The organism is Pantoea sp. SGAir0183, assembly GCF_043545505.1.
Genome location: NZ_CP028057.1, coordinates 231,644 through 248,656, shown reverse-complemented (window position 1 = coordinate 248,656; position 17,013 = coordinate 231,644). Strand labels below are relative to the sequence as shown.

The window sequence follows — 17,013 nt, the reverse complement described above, 5'->3', positions numbered from 1 at the left end:
CTTACCTTGTTAAATTCTCACAACCCAACCAGCCTTCCCGGCCAGCAATGTGCCCACGAACAACCTTGCCGACAGGCAATGTATCGAGGTCGTCAGGCAAGAGGTCGCTCAGCGGGCAAAATTGTATTCCCTGCTCGCGGGCACGCTGTAACAACGTATCGAACGCATTGAGTTGACTGATACCTTCGACTTCAGCATGGATGGTATACACCGGGGTGCCCTGATCGGCGTGAATCTGTTCCAGGATGTAATCGTTGAACCGTTCAGCACTCAGCGTGGGACCGACCACTTCGTCCCAGGTGGGTAACGTCACGGGGATCTGTACCGTACCCGGCTCGCCATTTCTCAACTGTGGGCGAAAAGGCGCGGTACCGCGGCAATCGCTGTTGTAGGCAAAACCAAATGTTTGCTTGGCCTGAATAACACGACCATCTGCGCGCCAGCCCGCCACGGCGGAACAGGTGACAGGTTTGCCGATAATGGCCTCCAGCGCATCCCGTCCTTTCGCAATCTGCTGAATAAGCTGTTCTTCATTCCAGACGCCTGCCCACGTTTGCCAGGCAAAGTGATCCCAGGCGTGCAGGCCAACTTCATGGTAATCGGCCGTCATGCGGATAATATCGCGCATCCCTGCCCCAATCTGTTTTCCTGGCCAGGCGGTCCCGGCCAACAGGATATCCCAGCCATAAAGCGATGCTGCGCGTGAGCGCAGCATTTTCCACAGAAAGCGCGGCTTCATCAGACGCCATAAATGGCGTCCCATGTTGTCAGGCCCGACACTGAAGAAAAAGGATGACTGGACATCGTGTTTCTTGAAGACCTCAATCAGCGCGGGCACGCCAAGTTTTGTCCCGCGCCAGGTATCGACATCGACACGTAGACCGACTTTCCTCATGCCTGATCGTCCTGAAGCTCAACAGTGCGCAGGAAGAAGTCGAGAGTGTTATCGATGGTCGTATTCATTTGCACTTCAGGTGTCCAGCCCAGCAGGCGTTTTGCATTACGGATTGAAGGCTTACGGTGCTCAACATCCTGATAGCCCTTGCCATAATAGCTGCTGCTTTCCACTTCACGGAAACCGGCAAACGGCGGGAAGCTGGCACGCAGCGGGTGACGCTCAAAGCTCTCCAGCAGACGTTCTGCCAGCTCTTTGATACTCGCTTCGTTGTCTGGATTACCGATGTTAATGATCTGCCCGTCGCAGTTATTGTTTTTGTTTTCAATAATTCTGAACAGGGCTTCAACACCATCACTGATATCTGTAAAGCAGCGCTTCTGACGACCACCATCAAACAGCTTGATAGGCGAACCTTCCACCAGGTTTAAAATCAACTGGGTAATGGCACGCGAACTTCCGATGCGCGCGGCATTGAGGTTGTCCAGGCGCGGGCCCATCCAGTTAAACGGACGGAACAGGGTGAAGCGCAGACCTTCTTTTTCACCGTAAGCCCAGATAACCCGGTCTAACAGCTGCTTGGAAACCGAGTAGATCCAGCGCTGTTTGTTAATCGGACCGACGACCAGGTTCGAGTGGTCTTCATCAAAGTTACTGTCGGTACACATCCCATACACTTCGGACGTTGACGGGAAAATGATACGTTTGCCGTACTTCACGCAGTCGCGAACGATTTTGAGGTTTTCTTCAAAATCCAGCTCAAAGACGCGCAGCGGGTTGCGGGTATACTCAATCGGCGTGGCGATAGCGACCAACGGCAGAATGACGTCACATTTTTTAATGTGGTATTCGATCCACTCTGAGTGGATGCTGATATCGCCTTCAACAAACTGGAAGCGCGGATGACCAACAAAGCGGCTGATCGCGTCGGAACCAATATCCAGGCCAAACACTTCGAAGTTGTCGTCTTGCAGCAGGCGCTCGGTCAGATGGTTACCAATAAAGCCGTTAACACCCAGGATCAACACGCGGGTGCGACGCTTCACGGCGGCCACAGCCTGAGAATACAGCAGTGCGCCATTTACCATGCCCAGATGTTGCGCCAGCTGGACACCGTTCATGTAAACGCTGTTCGGGGTTTGCCCCGTCTGGATTTCCAGCGCGCCTTTACCACAAGCCACAACAAACGGATCGGCTGACAGCACGGTTCCCGGACGAGCATTGTGCGCGGTCGTTAAAACTTTAGCTTTCCAGACCACAAACTTTGTGGTGCCGGCAAACGCAAACGCGCCCGGCCATGGATCGGTAACGGCACGGACCAGATTATTGATTTGTTTAGCAGGCAGGCTCCAGTTGATGCGACCATCTTCTGGTGTTCTGCGACCCACAACCGTGGCTTCCGCTTCGTTTTGCGGCTTGCCGACGATATTGCCCTGTTTCATCGCGGGCAAGATGCTTTCCAGCAGCTCACTGGCACAGTCAACCAGTTTGCGGTGCAGGGTTAACGCGTTGTCTTCTTCAGCAATGGCGATGCGCTGTTGCGCGATGATTTCACCCGCATCGGCTTTTTTCACCATGCGGTGTAAGGTCACACCGGTTTCCGTTTCGCCATTCACCAGCGCCCAGTTTAATGGCGCACGACCGCGGTATTTTGGCAGCAGTGAACCGTGCAGGTTAAAAGCGCCCTGCTTCGCGCAGTTCAGAATGTCGTCACACAACAGGTTGCGGTAGTAAAAGGAGAAAATAACATCAGGTTCTGCTGATTTAATGCGATCGATCCACAGCGGATGGTTAACCTCATCCGGAGCATAAACCGGGATTGAATTTTCAGCCGCAATTCGCGCCACTGAGCCAAAAAAGTGATTTTCTGACGCCGTGTCGGCATGGGTGTAGATGGCGCTGATAGTGAAGCCTGCTTTCAACAGCGCATTAATGCCCGCACAACCCATGTCGTGATAAGCGAAGACGATAGTTTTCATTACTCGGTTTCCTGTACAGAACGGTCTTTCTGAGGATTGATAACACGTTGAATAAAATAGCGTGGACGGGCACGTACATCGTTGTAGATACGACCAATGTATTCACCCAGCAGTCCCATGCCGATAAATTGCGCGCCGATAAAGATAAACAGGACGGCAAACAACATAAAAACACCATCGCCAGCCCAGGCTGCGCCCAGAAACAGCCGCAGCAGAATCAGAATCACGGAGAACGCAAAACCTGCAATCGCAATCAGGCTACCCAGTACACTTAGCATGCGTAGTGGTGTGGTTGTGAGACAGGTGACAAGGTCGTACATCAGGTTAATAAGGCGCATAAAGCTGTACTTCGAACTGCCGTGTTCACGTTCTGCGTGAGTAACCGGGAGTTCAATCGTACGACGCGCAAAGGTGTTAGCCAGGATCGGGATAAACGTGCTGCGCTCATGGCAGTTAAGCATGGCATCGATAATGTGACGGCGATAAGCCCGCAGCATACAACCGTAATCCCCCATCGATTTACCGGTCACACGTTGGATCATCTGGTTGATGGTGCGTGATGCCTGACGACGGAACCAGCTGTCCTGACGATTCTGGCGTACCGTGCCGACAACGTCATAGCCTTCCTGAGCGGCGGCCACCAGACGGGGAATTTCTTCGGGTGGGTTTTGCAAATCGGCATCCAGCGTGATGATGAGATCGCCGCTGACATTGCTGAATCCCGCCATAATCGCGGAGTGCTGACCATAGTTACGGTTGAGCAAAACGGCGACAATATGACTGCCGGGCAGTGAGGCTGCATCGGCGATCATCGTCGCGGACGCATCCTGGCTGCCGTCGTCGACCAGCAGAATTTCATAGTCCAGGTTCAGGCTCTTACAGGCATCATCGGTACGCTGAATCAATGCCGGTAAGCTTTCCTGCTCATTGTAAACCGGGATGACTACCGATACTTTTTCAATCTTTTTATCGTCGAACATTTAAACCCCAGCCAGTCCACGTAGTGCGCTGATAACGCGTTCAACGTCATCGTCAGTCATGTCGGGAAACAACGGAATGGAACAAATACGCTCGCTGTTCCACTCAGTGGCAGGCAGCGATAAATGCGGATAATGCTCACGGTAATATTTGTGCGTATGCGCTGCACGGAAATGCAGCCCCGTGCCGATGTCCTGCTCTTTCAGCGCCTGCATCAGTGCATCACGGGTCATACCGCACGCCTGCTCATCAACGCGAATAATGAAGAGATGCCAGGCGTGCTGATGCTGCCAGGCGGGCGGAACAAGAGGCTTAAACGGCGTATCTTTAAGGGCATCGAGGTAACGTTGCGCTATTGCCGCGCGACGCTGATTGATTTCGGGGAGCTTCTCCAGCTGAACCAGCGCAATGGCCGCGCTGATATCCGGCAGATTGTATTTAAAGCCCGGCATAATCACTTCTGCCTGCGGCTGACGGCCATGTGTTTGACGATCAAACGCGTCGACGCCCAGACCATGAAACTTCAGGCTGCGAATGCGATCGGCCAGAGCCGCGTCGTCGGTGACGACCAGGCCACCTTCTGCGCAGGTCATGTTTTTGATGGCATGGAAGGAAAAAATAGCATTTCCCTGGCCACCCACGTGTTTACCTTTGTAGTGGGTACCGGCCGCATGCGCGGCATCTTCAATGACCGGAATGCCATGGCGTTGGCCGATAGCATAGATCGCGTCCATATCCGCAGGCGCACCCGCATAATGGACAGGGATAATCGCCCTGGTTTTCGGCGTAATCGCCGCTTCGATAGCTTCAGGGGTCACCATCAGATTATCGATATCCACATCGATCATCACCGGCGTCGCACCAAGTAACGTGATGATATTTAACGTAGAAACCCAGGTCAGGGAAGGTGTGATGACTTCATCACCGGCTTTGATGCCCAACGCCATTAACATGACGTGCATACCGGCAGTAGCAGACGTGACGGCAATAGCGTGTTGATTGCCGGTTAACTGGCAAAATGCGCGCTCAAGTTCAGCACACTTCGGCCCGGTCGTAATCCAGCCAGACGCAAAGACCTCACGCACTGCAAACAATTCAGTCTCGCCTAAAGAAGGACGAGAAAACGGAAGAAACGCCATTAAGTAATGTCCTTAAACTGTTTTGCCTTTTTTCCAGAAGAAAGAGGATAAGTTTGAAATATGAAAACAGCCAAAATGTAATCTTATGCTCATTTTTTTCCGTTAAAATCCGCGAAAAGAGGCAAAGTACACTGACCTCTGATCGTGAAGTCAAATATTAGAAAAATATTCACTTCATAACGATGCCAAATGATACGCTCGTAACCTTAACCAAACATTAAACGCTTCATTCAATTCACAAATTGACACGATCTTTATTAGGTTTACCAGATTAATCACATTAAATAAACAGATATGTTTGACAGTTTCATGAAGAGATTACCGCACATTCTGCAAATGCTGCCAGGCGGTATCTACATTGTTGACAGATAGCATTTTCTAAGGGAAATTCGGAGTTTTGATACACGCGTTGCACTCATAAAGTGACGGTGATCACTTTTCTAACTTTTAGATTTTTTTCTTATGAACAAGGAATTACGCGTCACTACATTGTCAGTTGAACTTGCTGATTCTCGCTTCTGGAATTCGATGGTGCCGGAACTGACTGTCACTGATTTTGCCAGATCCTTTGCGTTTTATGTCGATGAACTGGGGTTTACTGTGAGAATAAGACGCATTCACCCAGACTTCGCTTATCTCTGTTATGGTGAAGCGCAATTAATGATTGAACAGCAGCATGACGCGGGCTGGCACACCGCAGAGATGCAGTATCCTTTGGGACGCGGTATTAACTTCCAGACAGAAGTCTCCAATATTCAGCAGCTTCACACGCGCCTGGTGAAAACGGGCACGCCCTTGTTCCGACCACTTAGCGAAAACGCCTACTATACGGGTGAGAAATATTAACGCCAGCAGGCGTTACTGGTTCAGGATCCAGATGGCTACCTGCTGCGTTTTTGTCAGGTCTTAGACTGAAAAAACATTACAGCGCGACCACCTCGCTGACCTGATGGTGAAAGACATAGGGATCGGAGATCAACCCAAACTGTTCATCATCCGCATAGGTAACTGCCACCGGGTAATCCTCGCCAGCAAACGCTTTCACTGCCGCCAGATCCCGCCAGTATGTGGCCAGAAAGAAATGCTGCCACTCTCCCTGTGCAACCTGATGAATAAAAGCGCCTGTGTTACCGGGTACCGATTCTGCATGCTGCACGCCCGTCTTCTGTAGATGCGTAAAAAATGCCTCTGCGTGCTGCTGAGGGACACAACCATGCCAGGTTCTGACAATCATCGTTTTCTCCTTTTAATGACGTAATGTCATGGTAACACGCTGTTTTTATAAAAAATTAAGACTGGCAGTGAAAAATAATGTTGTCGGCTGGCACAAATCCGAATTTGTTCTACATTTAGTGGCCCGACCAGGGGAACGACATTCATCACAGCAAAAAACAAAAACGGTAAAAATTATGGAATTGAGCAAGTTTGAGGTCAGAACGGGCCTGTGGCCACACATGCATTTCACGGATATTGAATACGATCACCGTGGCGGAAGTTACGAAATTTATGCCACCGATGTGACCAATCAAACCAAGAGTAAACTGTTTATCTGTCGTACCACGGATGAACAACAGGCGAAGCAACTGGCGGAGCAATTTAAAATCTGGCTGCCCAAAGTTAACAGCAGAAAGCGTAAAGCGACGGCGAAATCCGCACTTACCGGTTACGATCGCGTCGCGTGCCATAAAGGGTAAATACGGATTCATGCTGGCCGCCCCGTAGCAGATGAAGGCTGCTGTGGGGCGGCCTTGCACAGAAGCGATAAATCACGCGACCGATCAGGTTTGCGCCAGACATTACGCGGCGGCGTTATTAAGCCGGACGGTTTTTCACCGAATCAGTCGGACAGCCTTGTATGAATGTTACCTGGCCTGCCCGTAACCACTTCCTGCCCGGCACCATACCAGTCTTGCCTGAGCAAAACGCTCACCCTAAAAGTGACAGTGTCATGTTTTCTGCCCAGCGCTACGCACCGGCATCGCAGACATTTCTCACACTGAGACCCCCGTAATGCCTTAAACGTAAACGTCTGGCTCCGCCTGGTCAGCCGTTTGGTAACAACCTGAAAAAGCGTCTGATGTCCGTTCATTATTTCTGATCGCGCCCTTTTTCATCACGTTTTTTCATTAGGCGTATTGTTCCTCTCTCTGGCATCCTGCGCATTCCCTTCTCTTCCTCCAGCCGACATTAAACTGACCATGTCTTGCCGATTTTTTCAGGTTATTATCGTTTTGCTTAATCACATTAAATGCAGACGACACGGCTGACATGCCAATAAAGCGGTGCGGGCACATACGGGAAATGAGGGAGAAAAAGTCAAAGTGGCCCCAATGAAGTCTAAACGTGTACTGATTATCGAAGATGATGCCGATGCAGCCAGCGTACTTGAAGCCTATCTTAAACGTGAAGGCTACACGGTGATGATTGCTGGCGATGGAATGACAGGACTTGACCACGCGCAACGCTGGCAGCCCGATCTCATTCTGCTTGATGTGATGCTGCCCGTTATGAACGGCACGGAAGTTCTGGCGGCCCTTCGACGCAGGGGAAATACACCAGTGATTATGGTGACAGCAATGGGAGATGCCCCCGACAGGATCGGCGCATTACGCTATGGTGCAGATGATTATGTGGTGAAACCCTACCATCCTGGCGAGGTCGTCGCACGTGTTCAGGCCGTTTTACGTCGCACCCAACAAAGTACCGTCCCCGACAGCACATTATGTTGGGCGGGTCTGGAAGTCGATACTGAATCGCTGACAGCAGTAGTAAAAAATGAACAGGGCATTCAGCGGCTCGATCTGACCCCAACGGAGTTTTCGATTCTGGTGACGTTGATGCGCGCCCCAACCCGCCCGTTTAGTCGCTTATTCTTGCTTGAACACTGCCTGCCTGAAAGTGATGCGCTTGAGCGCGTAGTTGATACCCATGTTTATAACCTGCGACGCAAACTGGAAGCCGCAGGCATGTCAGATATTTTACCTGCGGTTCGCAGTGTGGGTTACAGGTTCAGACAACCATGAAACTAAAAACGCACGACTCAATGTGGCGCTGGATCTGCATCCGTATTTTGATAATCGGTCTGGGAAGCGTCATCCTTATCGCGTTTTGCATGTGGCTGCGTTTCGCGCTGCAAATGCTCTGGGTTTACTCTCGCATGCCTGCGGACGTCTGGGCGGAGTTTTCCCGTATACGGTTACACCCGGAGCAGGCACCGGCTCGCTTTCATCAGATTGTCGATCAATGGTGGGGCGTCGGCTTTTCCGACCCGTCAATCGCCTCGGCTGACTGGCTGACGGTCGCCGTACTGGTCGCCGTGGTGATTCCGTTCTTTATTGTAATGGGGCTGCGCTTCGCCCGACCGCTGGCGAAACAGTTTAGTCAGTTGGCGAATGCGGCACGCGATGTGGCACAGGGGAAATTCGGCACATCGGTCGGTCAGGTCGAAGGCGCGCCACAGGAATTAGTGCGGTTTACGGAAGACTTTAATCTGATGACCCAGCAGTTAGCCCGTTACGAACGCGAGCTTAAAGCTTCGCAGGTTGCCGTTGCTCATGAACTACGATCGCCACTCACCGCAGCCATTGGCCGCTTACAAGGCATTGTCGACGGCGTATTTGCGCCGGAACCTCAGCAGTTCTCCATGATCATGAAGCAGCTGACGCAGCTGAGCCGCCTGACGGATGAACTGCACTTATTATCGTTAGCGGAAGCTGGCCAGCTTACGCTCAGCCTGAGCCGGTTTAACCTTACCGAGCTGTTACGCGAACGTACAGCGTGGCTGGCGCCTCAGGCTGAAGCCGAACAGATGGTGATTGAGGTGCAGTCGCCCGGCCAACTCTCTTTCACTGGCGATGCCTCCCGGCTGGGCCAGGTGGTAACCATCTTGACGGAAAATGCACTGCGCTATGCCGCAGAGGGGAAACGGTTTTCTGTGACCGCTCATACCTCGCCCGCCGCTGTCACACTGCAGTTTCGCGACTATGGGCCGGGCGTGGATCCTCAGTTTCTGCCTGTCATTTTCGACCGTTTCACCCGGGCAGAATCGTCGCGCGCACGGCATTCCGGCGGAAGCGGTCTCGGCATGTCTATTGCGAAGGCTATCGTTGAGGCGCACGGTGGGGAGATATTTGCACGTTTGCCTGCGGACGGCGGACTGCAGATTACAATCGTTTTGCCTTTATCTGACGACGCGCGCTCAATCTGAGTGCGTACTGGCCTGCACAGGCTTTTTTGTCTGCCTTGACCATTTCTTGATAATTCATCGAAGGTTTCTGGACATAACCCGCTTTAAATGAGCCTGTCTCATTTCAGGAATACGGTTATGACAGATTTTATTCCCGCTTTTGCCCGCCAGGCGCTGCGTCATCTGAGCTTTCCGGGTTATGTGTTACCGTCACTGTTTGTCGTGGCAGGCATGCTTATCCTGTCAGGCTGCCGGGAGGAAGCGCCGCCTGCGCGTGAGGCGCCTCGTCCCGTCCGGACAGTGCTGGTTCCTCCCTTCTCCAGCGGTGGACTGATGACGCAGACGGGTGAAATTCGTGCCCATGAAGAAATTTCGCTGGCTTTCAGGCTGGATGGCCGCGTCATTACCCGCACCACGGACATTGGACAGCATGTGAATGCCGGTCAGGTTCTGGCGACCTTAGACAGTAATGCCGCTCAAAACCAGCTCAGCAGTGCCACTGCCGATCTGGCGAGTGCGCGCGCCTCAGAACATGTTGCCGCACTAACGCTGCGTCGTATGCAGCAGCTGATGCCCGGAGGGGCCATTTCCCGTTCGCAGTTAGACAGTGCAAAAGGTGACTGGCAGGCGGCCGTTTCCCGGCGTCAGAGCAGTGAAGCCGCGCTTAAAAATGCCCAGGATAATCTCAACTGGACGCAACTTACCGCGCCGCGCGCCGGTGTTATTACCGCCGTCAATGTCCAGCCGGGTCAGGTGGTCAGCGCTGCGCAGTCCGTAATGACGCTTGCCGCTGATGGCGATCGCGATGCTGTCTTTGACCTTGCTGAACCCTCGCTGGCGGAGTACGCCTCCTCCACGCCCTTCAGCATTACGTTGTTATCGAACCCTGCGATAAAGACACAAGGGCATTTTCGCGATATCAGTCCGCAGGCCGATCCGCAGACCCGCACCTGGCGACTACGTATCATGCTGCCTCAACCGCCGGTCGCTATGGCGTTGGGGTCGACCGTCGTGGGGGCCTTTCCCGGTAAAGCCGAACAGGTTGTCATCCTGCCCGCCAGCGCTCTCACGCGTGCCGGCGATCGTCCCGCCGTTTTTGTGGTGAACACCCAGTCCCATCAGCTTTCACTCAGGCCGGTCACGCTGGCGCGCTTCGATGCCCAACATATCTATCTCAGTGCCGGCGTGATACCGGGTGAGCGCATAGTCACCGCAGGCGTGAAAACGCTCTTGCCGGGAGAGCGGGTACAGCCCGGGGAGGATGAAAAATGAGAAGATCGGCTGAAAGGGCCCGCTTTAATCTCTCTGCCTGGGCGTTAGCACATCAGCAACTGGTGGTGTTTTTCATGCTGTTGGTGATGACGACGGGCGTACTGAGCTACATCGATCTGCCCCGTAATGAAGATCCGGCGTTTACCATCAAAACGGCGGTCGTGTCCGCACAATGGCCCGGTGCCACGGTGGAAGACACGATGCAGTTAGTGACGGATACGCTGGAAAAAAAACTGCAGGAAACACCGTTCCTGGATTTTATCGAGAGTGAAACCCGGGCCGGAAAGGTGGTCATCTTTGTTAACCTGCGTGATGCTACGCCGCCGGATCAGGTCCCGACTATCTGGTACCAGATTCGGAAAAAAATGCAGGATATCGCCTCATCGCTTCCACAAGGCGTTCAGGGTCCCGCTGTTAATGACGAATTTGGCGACACCTATGGCACGATTTATGGCTTTACGGCCGATGGTTTCAGTCCGCGAGAACTGCGGGATAAAGTCGATGAGATCCGTCGAAGCCTGATGGATGTGCCAGACATGGGTAAAATTACCCTGCCTGGCGAACAGGAAGAACACATTGTTATCGCGTTTTCGCCACGGCAGTTAGCGGGCATGGGCCTTACGCTTCGGGAGGTAAGTGATGCTCTGGCCGCGCAAAATGCCGTTGCGCCCGCAGGTGTAATACGCACTGATAAAGAAAATATTGCACTTCATGTCAGTGGTGCATTGACCTCGGCTGATAACCTTAAGGCCATTACCTTACATATCGGCCAGCGCTTTATCCCGCTGACCAGTATTGCCACGATAACGCTTCAGCCTGCTGAACCGCCAGCGTCAACCTTCCGGGTCAACGGCGAGCCTGGCATTGGCCTGGCCATCTCCATGGCCCCGACGGGTAATATGCTGAAATTTGGTCAGGCCATTCATGCGCGTATGGAGACGATTGCCGCCCAGCTCCCGCATGGCATCACGATGGTGAAGATCGCCGATCAATCCACCGTTGTTAAAACCGCCGTCAGTGGCTTTGTGCGGGTGCTGGCGGAAGCGGTACTGATCGTTCTGGCAATCTCGTTTTTCTCGCTGGGTTTCCGTGCCGGGCTGGTGGTCGCCGCTGCGATTCCCCTCGTTCTGGCCATGACATTCGTCGGCATGACAGTGGCCGGTATTGGCCTGCAACGCATTTCGCTGGGGGCTCTCATTATTGCGCTGGGTTTACTGGTCGATGATGCCATGATCACGGTTGAAACCATGGTTTCCCGCCTTGAGGCGGGAGACAGCAAAGCGCAGGCCGCAACCTTTGCGTTTAAAACCACCGCGTTTCCTATGCTGACGGGAACACTGGTGATGATCGCCGGTTTTATTCCGGTCGGTTTTGCGGCCTCCAGCGCCGGTGAATATTGTTACTCCCTTTTTGCAGTCGTGCTGATCTCGCTGCTGTGCTCCTGGGTCGTGGCGATTCTGTTTTCCCCTGTTATCGGCACCTGGCTGTTAACTGAGCAGGTGACAGCCCCATCACCACCTCCCGGGCTGATGGCCCGCTGCTATCGTCGTCTGCTTGATCGGGTTTTACACTACCGCTGGACAACCGTGATAAGCGCCTTGTTATTGCTGGGAATGGGGATTGCAGGCACTACATTGATGCAGGGCGAATTCTTCCCCGCGTCCGATCGTCCCGAGCTGTTAGTGAATCTTTCGCTGGCGGCAAATGCCTCTCAAAGTGAAACGACACGGCGTACCGCACAGCTGGAAACCCTGTTACGCGCCGATCACGATGTCGATCACTTCTCCAGCTATGTCGGCGCAGGTGCCGTGCGGTTTTATTTGCCCATGGAAGTCTTGCTGGACAATGAAAATGTGGCGCAACTGGTTGTGGTGACTAAGAACCTGGAAGCGCGTGATCGGGTTCGACGCCGCCTGGAGGCGACACTGGCGCGGGATTTCAGCGATCTGACTGCCCGTGTGGCCCCTCTCGAACTGGGTCCCCCCGTAGGCTGGCCATTGAAATACCGCGTCACCGGCCCTGACTACAGCAAAGTGCGGGACATCGCGGAAAAACTGGCTGCTCAACTTTCGCGTTCGCCGAATACGCGTGAGGTAAATATGACGGCTGGCGAGCCCGAGCGGGAAATCAATGTTGAGGTAAACCAGACTGCTGCACGCGCCGTCGGCGTCTCCTCAGAAAGCATTGCTTCCACACTGAATACTGTCATGTCCGGCAGTACCGTGACCACTGTTCGCGATCATAACCGGCTGATAGATGTGGTTCTGCGCGGCAACGATCGGGAACGACAGGACACAGCGATCTTAGACAGCCTGATGCTCAACACAGCTTCCGGGCAAAAAATTCCGCTTGGGCAGGTCGCCACACTGAAATGGCAGCTCGACGATCCGGTGATTTGGCGACGACAGCGTTTGCCCTATATCACCGTGCAAACCGATATTGCACCTGAGCAACGGGCCGAAACGGTGTCTGATCAACTGAGACCTGGCCTGGATACTCTGCGGGCAACCTTGCCCGCAGGTTACGCCATTGAAGAAGGTGGAACCGTCGCCGAGTCGAATAAAGGTAACAGTTCGGTGTTTGCCGTTTTGCCTGTCACCCTGTGCTGCATGCTTGTGTTATTGATGCTGCAGTTGAAGCGGTTCTCCAGAATGCTGCTTGCGCTGCTGATGGCACCTTTTGGCCTGCCGGGGATTGTCCTGGCAATGTTACCGGGTGGCACGCCGATGGGGTTTGTCGCACTGCTGGGCATCATTGCGCTGGCGGGCATGATTATCCGTAACGCCGTAATCATGATCAGCGAGGTGGACAGCCATGCGCAGGCTGGCATGGCACAGGGTGACGCCATCCGCCATGCCGCACTGCACCGGGCGCGTCCCATCCTGCTCACTGCCTGCGCGGCAATCTTCGGCATGTTACCTATTTCACATCAGGTTTTCTGGGGGCCGATGGCATTCGCGATCATCGGTGGGCTGATCACCGGCACATTGGTCACGCTGACCCTGCTGCCCGCCTCACTCAGCCTGATAATGGCATGGGAAAACCGCCGCGCGCCCCGATCGCGCACATGAGGGCGGCGAACATTGTCACTGGGTTACGGATCGCAGTGCGCAACGGAATCAGGCATACGGTCCGGGTATGTGAAGGAGGGCATGAATAACGCACAAGGCCTGCACAGTATCACTAGCGTGCATCGAAGGAGAGAAACGCGTCTTATGCGCCAAAAAGAAGGCTTTTTCGCCACGCAAAACGCATTTCAATAAGAAAGCGCTGCGATATCGCAGCGCACGTGTTCTGGGCCTGAAGCGATCAGGCCCAGTGACAGCGCATCAGAAACTTTCCCAGTTAACCTTGTCTGCGCCGGTGGTATTCAGTTGCGGTCTTTTTAACACAGGCGATGCATAGCTCACGGCTACAGGGGACGATACTGCCACCTGCGTGACGCTCTCGTTAACTTTGAACGTTGACACCAGTCTCGACAACGTTTCCGCCTGCTCCTGTAAAGATTTGGATGCAGATGAAGCTTCCTCAACCAGGGAGGCGTTCTGCTGCGTGACCTCATCCATCTGGCCGATAGCCTGGTGCACCTGCTCAATGCCTTTGCTTTGCTCGGCTGTAGCAGCGGCAATTTCATTAACCAGATCGGCAACCTGCTGAATAGCATGGCCCACGTTATCGGAGTTACTGCCTACGCTTGTTGCCTGCGTCAGCCCCTGTTCAACCTGCGAAACAGACGTGGTGATTAACTCTTTAATTTCACGAGCCGCGGATGACGAACGTTGTGCCAGATTGCGAACTTCTGATGCCACGACCGCAAAACCACGGCCATGCTCACCCGCACGGGCAGCTTCAACGGCGGCGTTAAGGGCCAGAATATTCGTCTGAAATGCAATACCTTCGATCAGCCCTGTGATATCAGATATTTTGGCTGAGCTACCGCGAATTTCATCCATCGTGGTCAGCATCTGACTCACGGCTTCGCCGTTCTGCCTGGACAGTTTATTGGCGTTATTGGCCAGGTTGCTGGCCTGGACTGCGCCCTCGGCATTTTGCCGTACGGTATCGCTGAGCGTAGCCATACTAACCGATGTCTCTTCCAGCGAGGCGGCCTGTTGCTCAGTGCGAGATGACAAATCTTCGTTGCCAGCCGCAATCTGCGTCGATCCTGTGCTGACGGATTGCGCCGCATGATTGACTGACAGCAGCGTAGTCGATACACGCTTAAGCAGATCATTAAACGCCATAGCCGTTTGACCAATCTCATCCTTTCTCAACACCGGCGCTAAGCGTGTCAGATCCAAATTGCTGCTCACTTCGGCCATGGTATCTTTGATGCTGGTAAGGCTACGTTTAATGCCAACAATAATGTTTATTGAGAACGCACCGAGCAGCAAAATAACCAACAGTGAGGCACAGGTCATCATCCAGACGGTTTTAGAATAAATCTGATTATTCTGTGCTCTGAGTGCATCACCAATCTGAATGTTCAGCTCAATTTGTTTAGTAAAATCAGACTCCATTTTACGTGCGGCAGCGCCAATGCCATTGTCACTTTGCAGGAGAGAAAGTGACAGTTCATTATTATGGCTACGTGAGGCAGCAAGAAAAGCAGGTAACGCGCTGCGGACCGCATCGAGGTTACGATTGGCCCCAACGGTCATTTCTTTATCTTCATCACTGGAAATATCATTCGCCATATAATAATCATTTAATGACTTGATGTTATTAATGATGGTATTAATTTTTTGCTCTGCTTCAGCCTGCTTAGCGCTGTCTGTCGCCGTCTGATGGCGATACAGGGCCAGCCCCAGTTGGTTAGTTGCGCTAATTGATTTATTCAGATCTTTAATGCTGGGAATAGCATTAACCTGAACATATTCAAAGCGCGACTGAAAGCCCGAAATCACAGATAAAGAAACAGCAACAAGCGCACAAAGTGATAAAGCAAGCAAAGAAAATGCCATCACTAAACGCTGCGTGATTGTCATAGAAAAAACTCCCCCGGATAGGTAAAAACTACAATTATTTTCACAGGCCTTTATCGGCAAATAACTAACCGGCTTTACAACGTAATTTTATTTCCAGAACCTTGAAAAAAAGAAAACAGCGACTATGACGGGATATTTTGTCACTAACAGAAACTATAGGGTTAAATGTGAACAGGTTGTTTCATTAAAATATAACTCCATGATAATAAGCGCATATTGCTACGCACCGCCTGTGCGTTAAAATAGAACGTTCTCCATAATGACAACCGCAGTTCGTGCAGCTAAGGTAGCGGTTTTTACACAGAGATAATGATGGAAAGGTTATTCGTTTATGGCACTTTGCGCCCGGGCCACAGTAATGCCCACATTCTCGACAGGGTCGGAGGCAACTGGCAGGCAGGCTTTGTAAGCGGCATTTTCTATCCTCAGGGGTGCGGAGCAGCCGCAGGCTTTCCTGGTCTGGTGCTGGATAGCCGAGGTCCGCGCGTTGAGGGTTACGTTTTTAGTTCTGATAATCTCTTATCATACTGGTCCATGCTGGACGAATTTGAAGACGGGTACGATCGCCTCAGGACGGAAGTGACCCTTGAAAACGGTGACACTGTCACCGCTTACGTCTATCAACTGCAACCGCAATGCACACCGCCGCGCGCATAAACAGCTAATGCGCGTTTGTCAGCGCTTTACGCCTGAACCATTGCATGGGGCGGGCAAACATCACCAGGTTACCGCTTAAAATCAGTAGCAAGCCGGCCACACTATGACTTTGCCAGGTATAGCCTTCAAAAAGTGTGGAGAACGATAACGCGACCAGAGGGAACATAAGTGTGGTGTAGGCGGCTTTGCCCGCACTTGTGCGTTTGATCAGGGTGAAATAAGCCCAGAAAGCGATGACGGAACCAAACACCGCCAGATAAAGTAAGGCGCCGAGATAAGTGAAGGTCCATTGCGGTGAGAAGCTGGCACCACGAATAATAGCGATAAGGCCCATAACGAGAGCACCATAAAACATGGCCCAGGCGTTGGTGGTCATCGTCTCAAGATGCCGACGCTGATGGCGCAGGCTGATCATATTGCCTAATGAAAAACCAAAGGTACCCAGTGCTGACAGCCCCATTCCCATGAGCGCGTTACTGTTCCAGTCGCTGATATGCAGATCGTGCCAGAACAGGACGACCATGCCGGTTAATCCCAGTGCGGCGGCAAACCAGAAACGGGGGAGTGGGCGCTGGCCAAAGAAAATATAACTGTTTACCGCGTTATAGAGTACGGCCATCGAAAAAATCACCGACTCCAGGCCTGTATTAATGTAAGCCGCAGCCGTGTAAAAACACCAAAAATTAAAGCAAAACACACAGCATCCCTGGATCAGACAAAACAGATGGTCCTGCCATGCCAGACGGCGCAGGCGTCCCAGTAGCGTTAACAGGATCAGCATAATGACGCTGGCGATGGCAAACCGCCAGAATACCGAAACCGTGACATCCACGGGCCCCTGCTGTAAAAAAATAGCGATCCAGGTTGTTCCCCAAATCACGACCACAATGGCGTAAAGTAATGCGTTCATCGTTATCCC

General features: G+C 52.7%; 13 protein-coding genes and 1 pseudogene. 7 read left to right on the top strand and 7 right to left on the bottom strand.

Translation table 11 applies throughout. The annotated features are described in order from the left end of the window. Position 1: 1 nt before the first annotated feature. Genes arnD through arnB form a run of 4 tightly spaced genes read right to left on the bottom strand, consistent with a single transcriptional unit; the run spans position 2 to position 4,991 of the window. Positions 2-895: a 4-deoxy-4-formamido-L-arabinose-phosphoundecaprenol deformylase gene (gene arnD / locus C1N59_RS21705; protein WP_039339451.1), complete on the bottom strand. Its 894-nt coding sequence runs from the start codon at positions 893-895 to the stop codon at positions 2-4. Continuing rightward, the gene (arnA, locus tag C1N59_RS21700; RefSeq protein WP_394551114.1) at positions 892-2,874 is read right to left on the bottom strand and encodes a bifunctional UDP-4-amino-4-deoxy-L-arabinose formyltransferase/UDP-glucuronic acid oxidase ArnA; all 1,983 of its coding nucleotides are present in this window, start codon (positions 2,872-2,874) and stop codon (positions 892-894) included. The genes arnD and arnA overlap by 4 nt, the downstream gene beginning before the upstream one ends. Further along, positions 2,874-3,854 (bottom strand): undecaprenyl-phosphate 4-deoxy-4-formamido-L-arabinose transferase, encoded by a 981-nt coding sequence (gene arnC, locus C1N59_RS21695; protein ID WP_033742463.1) that lies wholly within the window; start codon positions 3,852-3,854, stop codon positions 2,874-2,876. The genes arnA and arnC overlap by 1 nt, the downstream gene beginning before the upstream one ends. Further along, on the bottom strand, positions 3,855-4,991 hold the full coding sequence (gene arnB / locus C1N59_RS21690) for a UDP-4-amino-4-deoxy-L-arabinose aminotransferase (protein WP_283789036.1): 1,137 nt from the start codon (positions 4,989-4,991) through the stop codon (positions 3,855-3,857). A gap of 528 nt (positions 4,992-5,519) precedes the next feature. On the opposite strand from arnB, the pseudogene C1N59_RS21685 reads away from it, so the two are divergent. Then, positions 5,520-5,906, top strand: a pseudogene (locus tag C1N59_RS21685) (bleomycin resistance protein). Positions 5,907-5,913: 7 nt separating this feature from the next. Here the strand turns inward: C1N59_RS21685 and C1N59_RS21680 are convergent. Then, positions 5,914-6,225, bottom strand: coding sequence for a hypothetical protein (locus C1N59_RS21680; RefSeq protein WP_006121950.1), 312 nt, complete (start codon positions 6,223-6,225; stop codon positions 5,914-5,916). Between the two features lie 175 nt (positions 6,226-6,400). Here C1N59_RS21680 and C1N59_RS21675 point away from each other — a divergent pair, with 175 nt between their 5' ends. From C1N59_RS21675 to C1N59_RS21655, 5 genes are all read left to right on the top strand, one after another. After that, positions 6,401-6,685, top strand: coding sequence for a hypothetical protein (locus C1N59_RS21675; protein ID WP_006121951.1), 285 nt, complete (start codon positions 6,401-6,403; stop codon positions 6,683-6,685). A 636-nt stretch (positions 6,686-7,321) separates the two neighbouring features. After that, entirely contained in the window at positions 7,322-8,014 is a 693-nt protein-coding gene (locus tag C1N59_RS21670; RefSeq protein WP_283789038.1) for a response regulator, read from the top strand. After that, positions 8,011-9,198, top strand: a complete 1,188-nt coding sequence (locus C1N59_RS21665; RefSeq protein WP_394551112.1) for a sensor histidine kinase — start codon at positions 8,011-8,013, stop codon at positions 9,196-9,198. The genes C1N59_RS21670 and C1N59_RS21665 overlap by 4 nt, the downstream gene beginning before the upstream one ends. Positions 9,199-9,315: 117 nt before the next feature. Further along, positions 9,316-10,449, top strand: a complete 1,134-nt coding sequence (locus C1N59_RS21660) for an efflux RND transporter periplasmic adaptor subunit (RefSeq protein ID WP_394551110.1) — start codon at positions 9,316-9,318, stop codon at positions 10,447-10,449. Beyond that, complete coding sequence (locus C1N59_RS21655) at positions 10,446-13,520, top strand: efflux RND transporter permease subunit (RefSeq protein WP_394551108.1); 3,075 nt, start codon at positions 10,446-10,448, stop codon at positions 13,518-13,520. Before C1N59_RS21660 ends, C1N59_RS21655 begins: the two co-directional genes overlap by 4 nt. Before the next feature lie 258 nt (positions 13,521-13,778). Here C1N59_RS21655 and C1N59_RS21650 read toward each other — a convergent pair whose 3' ends face one another. Next, the gene (locus C1N59_RS21650) at positions 13,779-15,437 is read right to left on the bottom strand and encodes a methyl-accepting chemotaxis protein (protein ID WP_394551106.1); all 1,659 of its coding nucleotides are present in this window, start codon (positions 15,435-15,437) and stop codon (positions 13,779-13,781) included. A gap of 312 nt (positions 15,438-15,749) precedes the next feature. Here C1N59_RS21650 and C1N59_RS21645 point away from each other — a divergent pair, with 312 nt between their 5' ends. Next, complete coding sequence (locus tag C1N59_RS21645) at positions 15,750-16,094, top strand: gamma-glutamylcyclotransferase family protein (RefSeq protein ID WP_044243074.1); 345 nt, start codon at positions 15,750-15,752, stop codon at positions 16,092-16,094. A 4-nt stretch (positions 16,095-16,098) separates the two neighbouring features. Here the strand turns inward: C1N59_RS21645 and C1N59_RS21640 are convergent, their stop codons facing one another. Then, the gene (locus C1N59_RS21640) at positions 16,099-17,004 is read right to left on the bottom strand and encodes a DMT family transporter (RefSeq protein ID WP_394551104.1); all 906 of its coding nucleotides are present in this window, start codon (positions 17,002-17,004) and stop codon (positions 16,099-16,101) included. Positions 17,005-17,013 lie beyond the last annotated feature (9 nt).

Coding starts and splice junctions, on each gene's coding strand:
- arnD (WP_039339451.1), bottom strand. CDS start 895: ATGAGGAAAGTCGGTCTACGTGTCGATGTCGATACCTGGCGCGGGACA.
- arnA (WP_394551114.1), bottom strand. CDS start 2,874: ATGAAAACTATCGTCTTCGCTTATCACGACATGGGTTGTGCGGGCATT.
- arnC (WP_033742463.1), bottom strand. CDS start 3,854: ATGTTCGACGATAAAAAGATTGAAAAAGTATCGGTAGTCATCCCGGTT.
- arnB (WP_283789036.1), bottom strand. CDS start 4,991: ATGGCGTTTCTTCCGTTTTCTCGTCCTTCTTTAGGCGAGACTGAATTG.
- C1N59_RS21680 (WP_006121950.1), bottom strand. CDS start 6,225: ATGATTGTCAGAACCTGGCATGGTTGTGTCCCTCAGCAGCACGCAGAG.
- C1N59_RS21675 (WP_006121951.1), top strand. CDS start 6,401: ATGGAATTGAGCAAGTTTGAGGTCAGAACGGGCCTGTGGCCACACATG.
- C1N59_RS21670 (WP_283789038.1), top strand. CDS start 7,322: ATGAAGTCTAAACGTGTACTGATTATCGAAGATGATGCCGATGCAGCC.
- C1N59_RS21665 (WP_394551112.1), top strand. CDS start 8,011: ATGAAACTAAAAACGCACGACTCAATGTGGCGCTGGATCTGCATCCGT.
- C1N59_RS21660 (WP_394551110.1), top strand. CDS start 9,316: ATGACAGATTTTATTCCCGCTTTTGCCCGCCAGGCGCTGCGTCATCTG.
- C1N59_RS21655 (WP_394551108.1), top strand. CDS start 10,446: ATGAGAAGATCGGCTGAAAGGGCCCGCTTTAATCTCTCTGCCTGGGCG.
- C1N59_RS21650 (WP_394551106.1), bottom strand. CDS start 15,437: ATGACAATCACGCAGCGTTTAGTGATGGCATTTTCTTTGCTTGCTTTA.
- C1N59_RS21645 (WP_044243074.1), top strand. CDS start 15,750: ATGGAAAGGTTATTCGTTTATGGCACTTTGCGCCCGGGCCACAGTAAT.
- C1N59_RS21640 (WP_394551104.1), bottom strand. CDS start 17,004: ATGAACGCATTACTTTACGCCATTGTGGTCGTGATTTGGGGAACAACC.